This is a genomic window from Paenibacillus tengchongensis, assembly GCF_008973665.1.
Classification (GTDB): Bacteria; Bacillota; Bacilli; order Paenibacillales; family Paenibacillaceae; genus Paenibacillus_AQ; species Paenibacillus_AQ tengchongensis.
This window is the reverse complement of record NZ_WACP01000009.1, coordinates 196,450-211,483: the sequence shown is the minus strand read 5'-3', so window position 1 is coordinate 211,483 and position 15,034 is coordinate 196,450. Positions and strand designations below refer to the sequence as shown.

The window sequence follows — 15,034 nt, the reverse complement described above, 5'->3', positions numbered from 1 at the left end:
TTCAGCGGTCCAGCGGCTCTTGAATAAGGGCGGATGTGCCGAACAGCGCGTTCAGCCGTTCTACATCTTCGCCGTATTTGTCGTGGGTGGTCGTAATGAGCCGCTCGAATACGCCCTCCAGGCTGCTGCGCAGATGGTTCAGCGCTTCGGCTGTAATGCCGCCGCGCACGGCTACCCTCTCCTGCAGCTCTTGCGGGGAGAACTGGCCTTCTGTCAGCAGCCTGCCTGTGCCAAGCAGCATTTCCCCGGCCAGCCGGCTGACCAGCGCTTCGTCAATCCCGGTTGCTTCTACGGCCGATGCGATCCAGCGCTCCAGAAAGAAGCTGATGAATGCCGGACCGCAGGAGGAGAAATCGGAGGCGATCCGCGTGTGGCTTTCAGGAATTTCCGCTGGTACGCTGATGAAAGACAATAGCTGCAGCAGTAGCAGCCTGTCTTGTTTATTGATCCGGCCACCGAACACGCAAAGAGATGTGCCGCTTCGCACGCAGTGGGTGATGCTGGGGATCACCTTGGCTATTTTGGCCGGCAAAGCCGCCTCCAGATGAGACAGCTGCACAGGGCTTGTAATGGAGACGACAATTTGCTCGCTGTGCAGGCAGGGGGCGATTTCATCCGTCAGCGCCTTGAATTCCAGAGGTTTGACGCAGAGGAAGAGAATGTCGCTACCGGCTGCAGTCTCCCTGTTGCTTCCGCACAGGTTGATGCCCGGGTACCGGCTCTCCAGCTGCAGCAGCTTATGCCTGCTGCGGTTACTGGCCAGCACGTCACCGGGAGCCAGCGCGCCTGCAGCCAGAAAGGCATTGATCAGCAGACCGCCCATGCTGCCTGTTCCGATAAAACCCACCTTCATTCAGTGATACCTCCTTTCTGGTATTTCCCTGAGCTTACAAGAATGCTCTTTGTTAAATGTATGCAGGCGCAACTTGGACTAATGCCTGTTGCCGGAGCGGAGTGCCTAATAATTTCTGCCGCTGCCGATGAATAAGTATGTGATAGATGTTTATAAATAATCATTTTGCGTTAGGAGGATGTGACGTTGAATAAAGGCGCAATATTTACCGGTGTGGTGGCGCTGCTGCTGGGCGGAGGGCTGGTGTGGGCCGGGGACCACAGCCGGGAGGGGGGCATAGACGGCTGGGAAACGATGAATGAGGCTATGGCGCAGGCTGTGGGAGCAGCCGGAGATGATACTGCGGCAGCCGGATCGAACAGCGGCAACGGCGGAAATAACGGGGCTGACAGTACTGGGCCGGGTGAAGGAGCCAAGTCTGGAGAAGCCGCCGGTAAAGGTACGGTACAAAGCAGTACAACAGGTACGTCTGCTGTGCCAGCAGGTTCGGGTGCAGAAGCCGGAGAGGGTGCGCCGGGAACAGCCGGACTGCCGGCGGAGGTCGCTACGGATCATCCGGGAATTGCGACGGCAGAGGACCAGTCCGGCCAAACGGCCGCTGCGGACGGTAAGATTAATGTCAATACCGCCGGAGTGGCCGAGCTGATGGACTTGCCGGGCATCGGCGAGAAGAAGGCGCAGGCCATAATTGATTACCGCAACCAGAACGGTCATTTCCGCAGCTTGTCCGATCTGGGCGAAGTCAAAGGCATCGGTGATAAGATGCTGGAGAAGCTGAAGGACAGCGTGATGTTCTGATGGTCTATAAGCAGCGGTTCATCATAGTGTCAAACCGCCTCATTATGCTACAATAGGGAACAACATTAACGAGAGAAAGTGGAGAACGACAATGACAGTAGCTTACCGCAAAAACTGGGATACTTACTTCATGGACATTGCCTGCATGGTCTCCACCCGATCGCGCTGCCCGCGCCGTCATGTCGGCGCCGTACTGGTACAGGGCAAGAAGCTGCTGGGCACGGCATATAACGGAGCGCCGATGGGCGTTCCCGACTGCTCCGAGGCGGGCTGCATGGTTTCCGAGCAGTATGAACGGGAGATGGTGGACGGTGTGGAGACGGTTGTCATGAAGCAGCGCTGCATCCGCACGATTCATGCCGAGCAGAACCTGCTGCTGTTCACCGACCGGAGCGACCGGGAAGGCAGCACCGTGTATGTGACAGACGAGCCTTGCTGGACCTGTGCCAATATGCTGGCCAACAGTGGCATTGTGGAGATCGTCTATTTGCGTCCTTACCGCAAAGATATGGAGAAGGTGGAGGCGATGCTGGCCTCCAAGGGGATCATCTTCCGCCGGCTGGAGAATTACGAGCCGCCTAAGGAAACGATGATCACCGTATCCGAATAGCCGCGCGAAGCGGCTTGAACTAGAAGAGTAGCTGATGGGGAAGAACCCCTGCAGACGCGCACTTGCGGATGCAGGGGTTCTTTGCTGTGTTCAGGGTTGCGGAATAATTGGAAGCAGGATTACTCAAGGAGGGATGAAGCGTGAAAGCAAGACCTCTGCTCAGTTTTACTGTATGGTGGATTGCCGGAAGTGCGGCCGCCTGCCTGTTCTCAGGCGCGCGGCTGCTGCTGGCCGGGGCCGGCTGTCTGCTGCTCATCACGGTGTGGGCGCTTAGCCGCAAATGCGGCTGGAAGTATGCGGCCGCCCTGGGGATAGCGCTGCTGGTGTCTGCGCTGTATTGGGAGTGGAACGAGGGACGGAATCTCAGCGAGCTGCCGGAGCTGTTATCAGCCCAACCCTCTGCCGCAGAGCTTAATGAAATGCTGGTGCGGGCTGAAGGGGTAATCGTGTCTGCCGTAGAACGAGACGGCGACCGGGTGGACTTTACCCTGGAGCTCAGTGGAATTGCGAGCGTTTCAGACGGGGGGCAGTCCGAGGCAACTGCAGCCGGGTGTGCGCTTCGGCCGGTGCACGGAGAACTTGCAGCCGTACAGGTCAAACTCCAGGCGGAGTCAGAGATTGCCGTGACTGCCGGCTGGCAGCGGGGCGACCGGGTGGCGATCACCGGGGAACTGGCACAGCCGTCTGAAGCCCGCAACTTCGGCGGCTTTGATTACCGCGCTTACCTGCATACCCAGCGCATTCACTGGCTGCTGAAGGTTACCGGTGCGGAGACTGTGCGGGCGGAGGCGCCGAGCTCCTTGAGCCCAGTTCTGCTGCTGCGCTGGAACGATGCCGCGCGGGCGGCGCTCGGCGCGGAGCTCGATCAGCTCTTTCAGCCCATTCACGCCGGGTATATGAAAGGACTGGTGATCGGGATACAGGACGAACTTGATCCGGAGACCTTTCGTCAGTTCTCCCAGCTGGGGCTTACCCATATTCTCGCCATATCGGGGATGCATGTGGCGGTATATGTCGGCGTCTTGCTGTTTATTCTGCGGCGGCTGCGGCTGAGCAGGGAGACGGCTTTGACGGTGGTCTTTCTGCTGGTGCCGCTGTATGTGCTGCTCTCGGGTGCGGGGCCGTCCGTGGTCCGCGCCGGGCTGATGAGCATGACCGCTCTGCTTGCGGCCCGGCTGGGTCTGCTTAAGGACGGGATGAATATCCTGGCGCTTGCGGCGCTGCTGATGCTGATATGCAGCCCCTATCTCCTGCTGAGCGTCAGCTTCCAGCTTTCGTTTCTGGTCACGGCCGGCCTGATGGTTTACGTTCCGCTGGCGGCACCGCTGCTGAGCCGCTTGCCCAAGTGGCTGGCAGGATCCTTGAATGTTACCCTGGTCGCGCAGCTAGTCTCTTTTCCGCTGACGATCTATTATTTCAACCAATTCTCGCTGTTATCCTTTGCGGCCAATTTGGTGCTGGTGCCGTTTATTACTTTTCTTGTGCTCCCGCTGGGTACGGGGGCGCTGCTGCTGGCCCGGCTCTGGCCTGCAGCCGCGCACAGGGCAGCGCAGGCGGCAGAGCTACTGAATAACGCCACCTTCAAGCTGGTGGAGTGGATCAACGGGTATTCCGGAGGGGTACTTATCTGGCGGTCGCCGTCACTGCTGTGGATTGGCGCTTATTACTTGCTGCTGTACGGCATGCTGTATGCGCTGAAGTGCCGGGCCGATGCCCGGAAGGTTCCGCAATATATGGAAGATGAGACACGCCCGCTCGCAGAGCTGGCCACGGGTGCCGGCACTCTCACCGGGAGCGGCGGACACTTCGGAGGCAAGCTGCAGCCGGGCGGAAAGCAGCTGGCCGCCATGGGCTGCGTCGCCGCGCTGGCCTTGCTGTTGTATCTCGGCTACCGGCCGTTCAGCCTTGGCGGTGCGGGGCAGATCAGCTATCTCGATGTGGGCCAGGGGGACAGCATTCTGATTACAACGCCTGCAGGAGCCCACATTCTGGTCGACGGCGGCGGCACGCTGAACTTTGGCCGGAAGGAGGAATGGCGTATCCGCCGCGATCCGTTCGAGGTGGGGGCCAAGACCCTGCTGCCCTTGCTCAAGGCACGGGGAATTCACCGGCTGGACGCGGTCATTCTCACTCACGGGGATCAGGATCATGCCGGCGGCCTCCAGGCGGTGCTGGAGGGAATGCCTGTCAGTGCGCTGCTGTTCAACGGCACGCTGGCCGACTCGGAGGCTTACGGGGAGCTGATGCGGACAGCCCTCCGGAAGGAGGTGCGCCTGTATGCGGTACACCAGGGCATGACGCTGTCACCGGATGGCGGTACGAAGCTGCACTTTCTGTGGCCTGAGACACCAACGGCAGGCAGCTCAAGTGATGCCGGAGTGCCGCTGATCGAAGAACAGAACCATGATTCTGTGGCTTTCCGGCTGGAGATGAACGGATACAGCTTTCTTTTTACCGGGGATATGGATAAAGCGGCGGAGACGGAGATTGTAGAAGCAGCAGAGCTTGCTGGTATCTCAGCAGCAAATTCAGTTGAGGTGCTGAAGGCTGCCCACCACGGCAGCAAGACCTCAACCGGTGCAGGGTGGCTGCAGTTCTGGCAGCCGAAGACGGCGGTGATTTCCGCCGGTGTGAATAACCTGTACGGTCACCCGAATAGCGAGGTGCTGGAGCGGCTGGCCGCCGCCGGAATCCGGGTGTTCCGCACTGACCTGCACGGGGAAATCCAGATCCGGGTGGAAGAAGAGGGAATCAGGTTACGGCATAAGCTGGGTAATAGTGGCGGAAAGTGACGGATTTTATATTTTTTATATAGGTCTGCTCGTATGCGGATTGTTATTCATAAATTATTACAATGCCAATAAAACCGGCGTAAATTATATATTGATTTACATCTGTTTTGTCACTTTATTTTTAAGCTTATTGGCACATAAATATGAAATACAACTAAAGCAAAACGATAAGAATTTTAGTGGAGCCTTTGTGCCCAACGATGAATGTAGCTAAAAAAGAAAATGTCCCAGGCAGCCGTTTTATGGCTTATGGGACAGGTGTGGGAATAAAAATCCTAATCTTTGTAAATTCCTTTAACTTGTTGTTTTAATTCTTTGTGATGATCCTTGCTGTCTTTCGAATCAAAAAGAACGGTTTCAGAATCTTTGCTTAAGTTGTACTGTCCTTGATACATGCCTACAATACGATACCCTTCTTCATCCGAATTATTCAGGAAAAGAACATATTTGTCTGAGGTATTCATCAAGTTATAACCCTCAATTGTGTAGATTGCATCGTCCTCATCAGATGCAGGCTCAATAACAAATATATTTTTATCGTTTATAGAGCCCTTAACAACTTTATTAATTTTAAAGCTTGAGATACTTGCACGGATAATGGGGGTATTATTTTCATCTGTATATATTTTCGGGGTTCTATCTCCGGTGAATTTGCCTATTACAATCAAGTCAGCCTTATCTGCTAGTTGGTAAACGTTATCAAGAACAGGATAATCGGCATTCGCGCTATATACCTTTTTAGGAGGAGGATTTGAATGGTCAATTTGAATGTACCAGTACGATATGACGCTTACGCATAAAAGCGCGATAATTAAATAAGGTCTTTTTATCTTTTTGAGGTATACTGACATATTTTTAATCCTCCATTTACCATTTGTATTGAATATTAGAAATATCAACTGAAGATGGTGAGGTAATTGTTAATTTACCGGTTTTCATAATAGAGTTAACATCTAAGTTGGTTTGATGATTTAAAGATAGAATATGACCCAATTCATGGGTTATTACTTTTTGTTTATTGGTTGTTGTAAGTCCCCATGAATTCATTACAGCATTATTAATAACTACTGTTGCGTATCCCCATGTAGTAGTTTCAATACTGGAAATTGCTTTGCCGGAAGAAGTGTAAGGTTGAGTTATTGCAAAAAAATCGAGGCCACTGGTGTTATTTGCAGAAATGCGTACTTGTGCTGTTGTCGAAGTAGAGGCTGTAAAGCCAATATTAGCATTTGTTATTGCATCATAAGAATTCAGGCCATTTGTCACCATTGTGGAATATCCGTAGGTAGCTACTGAGGGGGCCTGATAAACCGACAAATTACTTACCGATGAGAAAGAATTTGGATAAAAAGCGTTCGCATTTATAAGAGGAGATGAAGTTCCTGTATACTCGATATAATCGACTACAAACCCAGTGCTTACATTGCCATCATTCGTTGTTATTAGATTTATATACGCTGGACCTGTAATCCATGGTGTCCATATATCAGTAGAGTACCCGCTAGATGTCAGGTAAATAGTACCAGCTTCTTGTGAGGTGCCGCTATACGAGGATGTAACTGATACACGATCATTCGCTGCTGTAGCTATTCTTGCAAAATGAAGTCTATAACTGCCTATAGTTGAAGAGACAGAAACACGCTGGTCATAAATATTCATTCCATCAATATAATTACCTGGATAGTTAGCAGAGCGTAAATCAACTTCTTGAACTGTAGAGGCATAGGCACTTGATTCAAATACAGAAGTGAAGAAGAGGACTAAAAGCACAGTGCTTAGTAAATATTTTCGCTTCATACATTTCCTCCAAAATTATTGAAATTATTCCCATGGGTATCTATAATATATTATAATATTACATTTATTTCAATAGGAGGTCCAAAATTGAAAATAAAGTCGAAATTTTGTTTATTGGCAGTCTGTTTATTAGTAACTTTTTTAAGTGTGACGACTAATGTATGGGCTGATAGTGACTTTAAAGTGTTTTGGGGGAAAAAAGAATTAAAACAAACGTCAGGAAAGCCAGTAATTTTTAACAACAGATTGCTGATTCCTGTGAACCTTTTGACACAAGCTAATTTTTCTGTCGATTTGCAGGGAAAATCCTTGTTTCTGTCAGATAACCGGACAAAATATATAAATAATTTGTACTTGCTGGACAAATACAGAAAAGAATTCTCGGATAAAGTAAATGAGCTGGATAAAGAATCATTAAGCTTATTAGGGGATATTGTACTGGAGAGAAATGCGGATGACACTAAACTAATGGATTTAATAGATGAATTACAAAAATCCGCAAAAATATCTTATGAATATATTAATGAATTAACGATTATTGGTGATAGGCCTGACGGGTTCCTGGGCTCACTTACCTGTGTGGATAATTACCGCTTAGCGGTTGATCATCTGTTGAGTTATAAGACAAGCCGTGCTAGTGACGAATTAGAAGATTTTTATCAGTACCGTCTCAAAGCTTTAGAAGCATTTGATACAATAAGCAATGAATATAATCAATATTATAATATGAGTTTAGAAAAATCACTTCACTGAGTCCGGCTATTTTACTCATAATGCGGGTAATACCACAAGACCTTAATTGGAGCTTATGATACCTCCATTGAAGGTCTTTTTTTGTGGCGATTATCATATGAATTTCATTTCAATTTACTGGATAATAAGCTCTAAAAAAGAAAAGATGCATATCAACCTTTTCTAAAGGAGGGCTGCAAATGAAAGCTTTGCCTGTAGTTCCGCAAGCCAGCTACAAGAAGATCAGTATTTTTTACATTCTGCTCATGGGGATTTATCAGCTGGCGGATAAAATGTACGGTTCAGGCTTTGTGGTCTTTATGAATACGGGCGGGCTGACTGCTGTGCAAATCGGGTTTGTACTGAGCTTTCAGGATTTGGCCCTGGCGGTGTTCGACTATCCTTCGGGAAATCTGGCTGACCGCCAAGGCCGTAAGAAAACCGGCAGCGCCGGACTTCTCATCTGGGGAATCAGTCTGATCGCTTTCGGCTTATCCTCCGGCTTTGTCAATTTTCTGCTCTCTTCTTTACTGATGGCCATCGGCCTTGCCCTGTTCAGCGGGTCTCATTTCTCCTGGTATATCGACGAACTGATCAGGCTGAACAAATATGAATTCCGGGCCAAAATCCTGCCGTGGAACCGGGGCATTATCATGAGTTTTTCCGTTGGCGGGGCGCTCCTGGCTTCTTTTCTGGTAAGATGGAGCATTCAGACCCCAATTATTGTTGCCGGAATATTGGCTATTGCAGGCGGTATGATATCCTTCCTGTTTTTCCGGGACAATTACGGGGATGGGGAGAAGACCCGTTTTTTCAAGCAACTGCACTTCAATACGAAGCAATTCGCCAAGGATAAGGCAATGAAGATTATACTGGCGAAAAATATATTGTCCACCTTTGGATTCTCGATATTTATTCTTTTTTGGCAGCTGTATGCCGTTAATGTGTTGAAGCTGGATTACCATGTGCTGGGCATTGTACTGATTGCAATGACGGTGATTCTGACCGTAAGTAATTTCATCGTCTCTTATCTGACACGGTTTCTGGATATGTATCGCATTACGATTTTGGGAGAGGTGTTTATTGTCGCGGGATTCGCCGTACTGTCTTTCCAGGAGAGTCTGCCGCTCTTTTTCACCGGTATCGTCTTGCTGGAGCTTGGTCTCGGTATTGACGGGGCCTCCATGAATACTTGGGTGCAGGATCATATCGGCAGCCTTAACCGTTCCAGTTATAACTCGGCGCTGAGTGCGCTGGGTTCACTGACCGGGTTCATCATGCTGATGGTTTCCGGCTTCATCGTGGATCATGCTGCCCCTTCGCTGATTTGGCTGATGGCGGGAGCGGGTTCCGTACTGTCCTTGGCTGTTCTGATCCGGTATGTTTCCTTTCTCCGCAACAATGGGGATGAGCTGGCCGAGGAGAATATATGAACCAATACACATGTTTTTTGTTAGAACGGTGACTCGTCCGGAGGTCTGAGGAACCTGTTATTATGACAGATTAATTCCCCATCCAGCCGCTCAATTCCCATCGCCAGATGGGAATTTTCTTTTAAGGCAGCAATTATTTCCCGGTGGCGGGAACCAAATGTAATCCGGGGAGTCTTATTGGGCAAGGGGGGACAGCAATAATGCAAAGCAAGGAAGCTGCACTGATACTAACCAGGACTCAGATCGTTCCGCTGCAGGAAATGATGGAGCTTTACGGTTCGGATGTTTGGCATTATGCCTTTTTTCTGACCCGCAGCCGGGATGCGGCGGATGATATCAGCCAGGAGGTATTTCTGAAAGCGTACCGGAGCGCTGGAGCTTACCGGGGACAAGCGAGTTTTAAAACGTGGCTGCTCACCATTACCCGCAATACGTGCTTCAGCTGGAAAAGAAACTGCTTCTGGCGACGCTTCCTGCCGCTCGGCAGCCATGGTACTGCGGAGTATACGCGATCAGCCGAAAAGGAGGCTCTCGGCAAACAATACACGAACCGGATCTGGGAGCTAATTATGGAGCTTCCGGATAAGTACCGGGAGGTGCTGGTGCTGGATATGCGGCAGGAGCTGTCGGTAGCTGAGATGGCTGCACTGCTCGGCGTGGCCCAAGGCACGGTGAAGTCCAGGCTCTCCAGAGCGAGAGGGAAAATCAGAGCGGCGATTAAGGAGGAACAGCTATGAGGAAGGAAACGCATGAGGAACGGCAGCAAATGACACCAGGAGAACAGGAATGGTATTTCAAGGCAGGCCAGCGCCCATTCGCAGAGGATGGCTTCACCCCGGAGCTGATGACACGGATCGGGCTTGAGGCAGAAAGCCGGTCCACAGGTGCAGGCATAAAGAGCCATAAATCTATGCGGGGCTTTGCTGTTGCAGGTCTGGCTGCAGTTCTGCTGTTGGGTATTTTGATCTCGCCGCTCGGGGAGTGGAAGCGGGAAAGCGGGCCCGCCATGCTGACCGCTATTCCCGCTCCGGGAAGTGCTGTAGAGGAGGCGCCTTCCGCTCAGGCGGCGGCTTCTGCACAAGATGACGGCTTCCCTCCGGGCTCGGCGCCATTTGAAATGGATGGACAGCAATATTACATGCCGCTGCCGCTAAACCGGGACAAGTCACGGGCTCTAGCCGTGGAGACTTCGGCAGGGATTGTCTGGTCGCCGCCGCCGCCGATGGTTAATTATATCAAACCAAAGCTGATGCATAATACCGAGCCTTATTCAATTTACTTGACGCCAAAGGGGCAAGCGGAGCTGTCGAAGGATACGGCACAACGGATTTACACGTTTCCGCTTTATGCCGGCGGGTCAAATTCGTATTACTTATTGGACAGCTTCTATGGCGCAGGTGATTATGTTGTAATGTTTTATGGCAGTTATACGATCGGCGATTCTGGAAATTATAACGGAACAAAGCTGGCATTTATTGACGTTAGACACGCGGCGGCCGGAGAGTCCGCGCAGCTGCACGATATTTTGGATATAACAGGCTCGTTTTCCGATAAACCTTCTTATATTGCTGTTGATAAAACTATGGGGTCCCTGTTGTTTGTGAACTACGCTGAAGATATAGGTCACCCAAATTCTATGGAAGCCGAGATATTAAACCTCAAGACAGGCACTAAGCGCACGGTCGATCAGGTATCTGAGCTTAAGGCTCCTGTTCTTAACGCTAAAATTGAATATCAGCTTGACGGACAAAAGCACAATGCGGAAGCTGTTGTTTATTTAGGAGGATGGCCGGCCGAGCAGCTATTTCCATTAATGTTTAACAAAAATTAATGAATTGAAACAGGAATTCCTGCTTGTTTAGGGGGGTTGCTGTAGTAAATTTACTAAAAAAAAGCTATACTCTTTGATATACCAAGGAGTGGAGCGGGTACGATGAAGAAGCTGACCATTGAGGATGTAGCCCAGAAAGCGGGCGTGTCCAAAAGCACGGTCTCACAGTTTTTGAATAAACGGTTCAAGTATATGAGCGAAGCGACCCGGAACCGGATCGCTGAGGTTATCGAGGAATTGAATTACCAGCCCAACGGCCTGGCCCGCAGCCTGAAGCAGAACCGGACGCATATGGTGGGCATCATTGTCGCCAACATTGATTATTCGCTGTCGATTCAGTGCATCCGGGCAATCGAGCATGAGCTGCAGCGGCACGGGATACAGGTCATTATCGGCAACGCGGACGAGAACGCGGACAAGGAAAATACGTATGTGGAAACCTTGATCGCCCGGCAGGTGGATGGACTGATTATTTTCCCCACCGGTCATCATCCTGAAGCATACGGGCGGCTGGTGGAGGCGGAATACCCGCTTGTCTTTATGGACCGGCTGGTGGATGGCGTTACAACGCAAAGCTTGCTGCTCGATAATGAAATGGCCGCCAAGACAGCCGTGCGTGAGCTGGTACGGAAGGGGCATAAGGATATCGCGATTCTGTCGCTGCCGCTGGGTGAACAAGCGATTACACCGCGCAAGGAAAGAATGAGCGGTTATAAAAAAGCGATGGAGGAAGCGGGGTTTACTCTTAGCACCGAATATATGCGCAGTGTGTCCAGAGAGGAAATTTCCGCCGCACTTGACGAATTGCTGCGTTTGCCGAAGCCGCCTACGGGGCTGATCGCCGCCAATGATCTGGTGCTGGGCGAAATCCTTAAATACGCCAACCGCCAGGCCATCGCCATTCCCGGACAATGGTCTGTAATCGGCATTGACGATGCGGAGTTTGCGCAGATTTATAATCCGCCGATTACGACCATCCGCCAGCCGGCGTATGAGATGGGGGTACAGGCGGCCAAGCTGATGCTTTCCCTGATTGAAGATCAGGGGGCGGCGGTACCGATTACGTACCGTTTTCCCCCTTCCTTGCAGCCGGGCCAGTCGGTCGGAACTCCTGTGCGGGGTTAAGGGGCTGCGAGAGCAGGGGGAGTGAGCGGATGTTCGGATAGATTGCCCATTACCGTGTTGGCGGTGATGGGCTTTTTAGCGATGCGGGAGTTTGAACTGCGGAAGCGGCCGTGAAGGAGTCGTTTCGGAGAACTGGATGCAGGCCCGAGGGGCTAGTTGGATTTCCGCCACTTATTTTCCGAGTAACATTGCATTTTCCGGATTTAGTTGGATATTCGCCACCTATTGTGGAGGAAATTTGCTCCGGCCATCGCCTTCCCTAGAATTAAGTGGTGATTATCAATCTAGACTGCAGCTAATGGCAAAATGGGGTGATTTAAGTGGCGATAATCCAATTAATGCCCAGGCCCCGCAGGCAGCATGGCCCGCAGGCAGCACAAAATCCCGCCAGTATCTCTGGCGGGGGGGGTTGCAGACGGCGGTCCGCAGGCGCCGTCCTTTAGAGCTGCCGCGCTACGCGCCGGCGTTCATGAACGCCTCCAGTGCGGCGCGGGTCGGCAGGCCGTCCATGTCGCCGGGCGACATGACGGCCAGGGCGCCGATGGCGTTGCCGCGGCGTACCGCCTCGGCCGCCGGCAGCTGCTCCAGCAGCGCGCTGATGACGCCGACGGCGAATCCGTCGCCTGCGCCGACAGTATCGACGACTTCCTTCACCTTGAAGCCGTCTACATAGCCTTCTTCACCGCTGGCCGCCTTATAGTAGGCGCCTTCAGGTCCGAGCTTGATGACGACGAGGGAGACGCCGCGCTGCAGATAGAAGCCGGCGATCTCTTCCGGCGTATCAAGTCCGGTCAGCTTCCTGCCTTCGCCCAGGCCCGGCAGGAACCAGTCGCAGCGGCCGGCCAGGTCGTTGATGGTGCTGACCATCGTTTCGGTATCCGGCCACAGCGTCGGGCGCAGGTTGGGATCGAGCGAGACTGTCTTGCCCTGCCCCTTCATGAATTCCATCGCATGCTTGGAGAATTCAAGGCAGCTCGGCGAGAGCGCCGCTGAAATGCTGGTGACATGCAGATGTCCTGCCGATGCGAAGTAGTCGCCGTCGAAATCGGACAGGCTGAGCTTGGAGGCGGCGGAATTTTTGCGGTAATATTCCACCTTGGGGTCACCTTCTGTCACCTTAGATTTCAGGAGCATGCCGGTGGAGAATTGCTTGGTATACGAAATACCGGCGGTATCGATGCCTTCCCGGTGCAGCGTATCCACAATAAACTGGCCGAAGCTGTCTTCGCCGAGTTTGGTTACATAGCCGGTAGGGTGTTCAAGGCGGGACAGGCCTGTAGCCACATTGCTTTCAGCACCGGCGAGTGCCCGCGAGAATGAAGAGATCTCATGCAGCGGTCCGACTTCATTGGCGTAGAACATTGCCATCGGCTCTCCGAATGTAACAACGTCGAGTGATTTACTCATCAATGGTTCCTCCTCAGGGGATCAAGGATATTCCCTGTATAAGTGATTGTGATTCAAAATTATCACATAAATCGGTTTTGTACAATGATCTTCGGTGGAATAAAGGTCGTGTATAGGGATGGAATGATAATGATTAAACCCTGAAACCCTTAACGAATCCTGTAATATTGCCGATATTCCGGGATCCGGCGAAATGCTGGGCAGAAATAAATATTGACTGCGGGCCTTTTTATTATTACTATTTTGTTAGAACGAGCGGTTGACGATTAGTAAATATAATAAATTATTTTATCTAAACTATTATTCTATTGCTTCCTACAAAAGTTAAAGCAGAGAGGAATGTTCATCGATGAAAAAATTAAAAGTGCTCGATAACCTGTTGTCTGTCGGGGTAGTGGCCGTTATCCGCGCCGACAATGCCGATGATGCGTACCGGATGTCCGTGGCGTGTATCGAAGGCGGACTGAACAATATTGAAGTGACCTTCACCACTCCGGATGCCGATGCCGCCATCAAGCGGCTGGCCGCGGAATACGGCGATAAGGCGGTCATCGGCGCCGGTACGGTGCTTGACCCGCTGACTGCCAGAATTGCCATTCTCGCCGGTGCAGAGTTCGTGGTCAGCCCTTCTTTTGAAGAAGAGAGCGCCAAGATGTGTAATCTTTACGGCATTCCTTACATGCCGGGCTGCATGACGCTGAATGAAATGAAGGAAGCGCTGAAGCTTGGGGTGGATGTGCTGAAGCTGTTCCCGGGCAGTGCCTTCGGTCCGGATTATGTCAAGGCGGTGAAAGGGCCGATGCCGCATGTCAACATTATGCCTACCGGCGGCGTGGATTTGAACAATATGGACAAGTGGATCAAGAACGGCTGCATTGCCGTCGGTATCGGCGGCAATCTGACGGCGCCGGCCAAGGAAGGCCGTTACGATCAGATCACCGAGCTGGCCGCACAATATGTGGCTAAGTTCAAAGAAATCAAGGGTGCATAATTATATAGAGATGATTCCGCTCCAGTCGGCGGAGCAGGCCGGCCAGATCTTCTGGCCGGTCTTTTCTGTTCGCTCTGCATATTTTTTCCGCAAAATGCCCAAGGATAGGATACGAACCAAGACACAGCTCATGCACAGTATAGGGTGCGGGCTTAGGGCGGAAGGAGCCGAGATGGCGGAGCGCGATAACGACCAGCGGAAACTGACCCGGACGGATAATGAAGAGGAAGCGACGCATGTGCTGATCCGCACCTCCGCGCATGGCTGCAAAGTCACGGCAGGGCAGGTGTACCGGCTGGAGCGGAATTTCAACAATCCTCACTTGTTTCTGTACGGGGAGGGGTATGTAGTCGATGATCAGCAGAAGGATAATTTTGCGGTGCTGCTGCTGTGCAGGGTACACTATCTTAAATAAAAGACGGCAATTGCCGTCCCGTTCCGGCGCCGACGCGGTGCCGGTTTACTTTACATTTTTGTAACGGATTTTCAAAAAAAGAGTATTTGAAGATTTCATTCCGCCCCTGTATGCTTAGGAAGGATTATGGACGCTTCCGCAGCAAGGCCTTGCTGAAACGGAAGAACGGATAAGACGTAACTAGTAAAGTTTGGTATGCTGAAAATTAGATTTACAGGCTTGCAACAAATCCGCAGTCTTGCCCGTCAGT

The 15,034-nt window shown here is 51.5% G+C and carries 14 protein-coding genes; 10 read left to right on the top strand and 4 right to left on the bottom strand.

From position 1 onward, the window contains the following. Position 1: 1 nt before the first annotated feature. A complete protein-coding gene (comER, locus tag F1381_RS16515) occupies positions 2–853 on the bottom strand; it encodes a late competence protein ComER (protein WP_151735948.1) in 852 nt (283 codons plus the stop codon). 186 nt (positions 854–1,039) lie between these two features. Here comER and F1381_RS16510 point away from each other — a divergent pair, with 186 nt between their 5' ends. From F1381_RS16510 to F1381_RS16500, 3 genes are all read left to right on the top strand, one after another. Beyond that, the gene (locus F1381_RS16510) at positions 1,040–1,651 is read left to right on the top strand and encodes a ComEA family DNA-binding protein (RefSeq protein ID WP_151735947.1); all 612 of its coding nucleotides are present in this window, start codon (positions 1,040–1,042) and stop codon (positions 1,649–1,651) included. 91 nt (positions 1,652–1,742) lie between these two features. Further along, positions 1,743–2,261 (top strand): deoxycytidylate deaminase, encoded by a 519-nt coding sequence (locus F1381_RS16505; RefSeq protein WP_151735946.1) that lies wholly within the window; start codon positions 1,743–1,745, stop codon positions 2,259–2,261. Between the two features lie 140 nt (positions 2,262–2,401). Further along, the gene (locus F1381_RS16500) at positions 2,402–5,053 is read left to right on the top strand and encodes a ComEC/Rec2 family competence protein (RefSeq protein ID WP_151735945.1); all 2,652 of its coding nucleotides are present in this window, start codon (positions 2,402–2,404) and stop codon (positions 5,051–5,053) included. 275 nt (positions 5,054–5,328) lie between these two features. Here the strand turns inward: F1381_RS16500 and F1381_RS16495 are convergent, their stop codons facing one another. Continuing rightward, the gene (locus F1381_RS16495; protein WP_151735944.1) at positions 5,329–5,904 is read right to left on the bottom strand and encodes a hypothetical protein; all 576 of its coding nucleotides are present in this window, start codon (positions 5,902–5,904) and stop codon (positions 5,329–5,331) included. A 16-nt stretch (positions 5,905–5,920) separates the two neighbouring features. Next, positions 5,921–6,850 carry a M43 family zinc metalloprotease gene (locus F1381_RS16490; protein ID WP_151735943.1) on the bottom strand — a complete coding sequence of 310 codons (930 nt, stop codon included), beginning with the start codon at positions 6,848–6,850 and terminating at the stop codon, positions 5,921–5,923. An 87-nt stretch (positions 6,851–6,937) separates the two neighbouring features. Between F1381_RS16490 and F1381_RS16485 the strand changes: the two genes are divergently transcribed. From F1381_RS16485 to F1381_RS16465, 5 genes are all read left to right on the top strand, one after another. Continuing rightward, positions 6,938–7,603, top strand: a complete 666-nt coding sequence (locus tag F1381_RS16485) for a hypothetical protein (RefSeq protein ID WP_151735942.1) — start codon at positions 6,938–6,940, stop codon at positions 7,601–7,603. Positions 7,604–7,782: 179 nt separating this feature from the next. Continuing rightward, positions 7,783–9,015, top strand: a complete 1,233-nt coding sequence (locus F1381_RS16480) for an MFS transporter (protein WP_151735941.1) — start codon at positions 7,783–7,785, stop codon at positions 9,013–9,015. 200 nt (positions 9,016–9,215) lie between these two features. After that, on the top strand, positions 9,216–9,752 hold the full coding sequence (locus F1381_RS16475) for an RNA polymerase sigma factor (protein ID WP_246188069.1): 537 nt from the start codon (positions 9,216–9,218) through the stop codon (positions 9,750–9,752). Further along, the gene (locus tag F1381_RS16470) at positions 9,749–10,846 is read left to right on the top strand and encodes a hypothetical protein (protein ID WP_151735940.1); all 1,098 of its coding nucleotides are present in this window, start codon (positions 9,749–9,751) and stop codon (positions 10,844–10,846) included. The genes F1381_RS16475 and F1381_RS16470 overlap by 4 nt, the downstream gene beginning before the upstream one ends. A gap of 102 nt (positions 10,847–10,948) precedes the next feature. After that, entirely contained in the window at positions 10,949–11,971 is a 1,023-nt protein-coding gene (locus F1381_RS16465) for a LacI family DNA-binding transcriptional regulator (protein ID WP_151735939.1), read from the top strand. A 453-nt stretch (positions 11,972–12,424) separates the two neighbouring features. Here the strand turns inward: F1381_RS16465 and F1381_RS16460 are convergent, their stop codons facing one another. Continuing rightward, positions 12,425–13,378, bottom strand: a complete 954-nt coding sequence (locus F1381_RS16460) for a sugar kinase (protein ID WP_151735938.1) — start codon at positions 13,376–13,378, stop codon at positions 12,425–12,427. A gap of 349 nt (positions 13,379–13,727) precedes the next feature. Between F1381_RS16460 and F1381_RS16455 the strand changes: the two genes are divergently transcribed. Both F1381_RS16455 and F1381_RS16450 read left to right on the top strand, forming a co-directional pair. Beyond that, entirely contained in the window at positions 13,728–14,369 is a 642-nt protein-coding gene (locus F1381_RS16455) for a bifunctional 2-keto-4-hydroxyglutarate aldolase/2-keto-3-deoxy-6-phosphogluconate aldolase (RefSeq protein ID WP_151735937.1), read from the top strand. 172 nt (positions 14,370–14,541) lie between these two features. Next, positions 14,542–14,784 carry a hypothetical protein gene (locus F1381_RS16450; protein ID WP_151735936.1) on the top strand — a complete coding sequence of 81 codons (243 nt, stop codon included), beginning with the start codon at positions 14,542–14,544 and terminating at the stop codon, positions 14,782–14,784. Positions 14,785–15,034: the final 250 nt, after the last annotated feature.

Coding starts and splice junctions, on each gene's coding strand:
- F1381_RS16450 (WP_151735936.1), top strand. CDS start 14,542: ATGGCGGAGCGCGATAACGACCAGCGGAAACTGACCCGGACGGATAAT.
- F1381_RS16490 (WP_151735943.1), bottom strand. CDS start 6,850: ATGAAGCGAAAATATTTACTAAGCACTGTGCTTTTAGTCCTCTTCTTC.
- F1381_RS16465 (WP_151735939.1), top strand. CDS start 10,949: ATGAAGAAGCTGACCATTGAGGATGTAGCCCAGAAAGCGGGCGTGTCC.
- F1381_RS16455 (WP_151735937.1), top strand. CDS start 13,728: ATGAAAAAATTAAAAGTGCTCGATAACCTGTTGTCTGTCGGGGTAGTG.
- comER (WP_151735948.1), bottom strand. CDS start 853: ATGAAGGTGGGTTTTATCGGAACAGGCAGCATGGGCGGTCTGCTGATC.
- F1381_RS16460 (WP_151735938.1), bottom strand. CDS start 13,378: ATGAGTAAATCACTCGACGTTGTTACATTCGGAGAGCCGATGGCAATG.
- F1381_RS16475 (WP_246188069.1), top strand. CDS start 9,216: ATGCAAAGCAAGGAAGCTGCACTGATACTAACCAGGACTCAGATCGTT.
- F1381_RS16505 (WP_151735946.1), top strand. CDS start 1,743: ATGACAGTAGCTTACCGCAAAAACTGGGATACTTACTTCATGGACATT.
- F1381_RS16470 (WP_151735940.1), top strand. CDS start 9,749: ATGAGGAAGGAAACGCATGAGGAACGGCAGCAAATGACACCAGGAGAA.
- F1381_RS16495 (WP_151735944.1), bottom strand. CDS start 5,904: ATGTCAGTATACCTCAAAAAGATAAAAAGACCTTATTTAATTATCGCG.
- F1381_RS16480 (WP_151735941.1), top strand. CDS start 7,783: ATGAAAGCTTTGCCTGTAGTTCCGCAAGCCAGCTACAAGAAGATCAGT.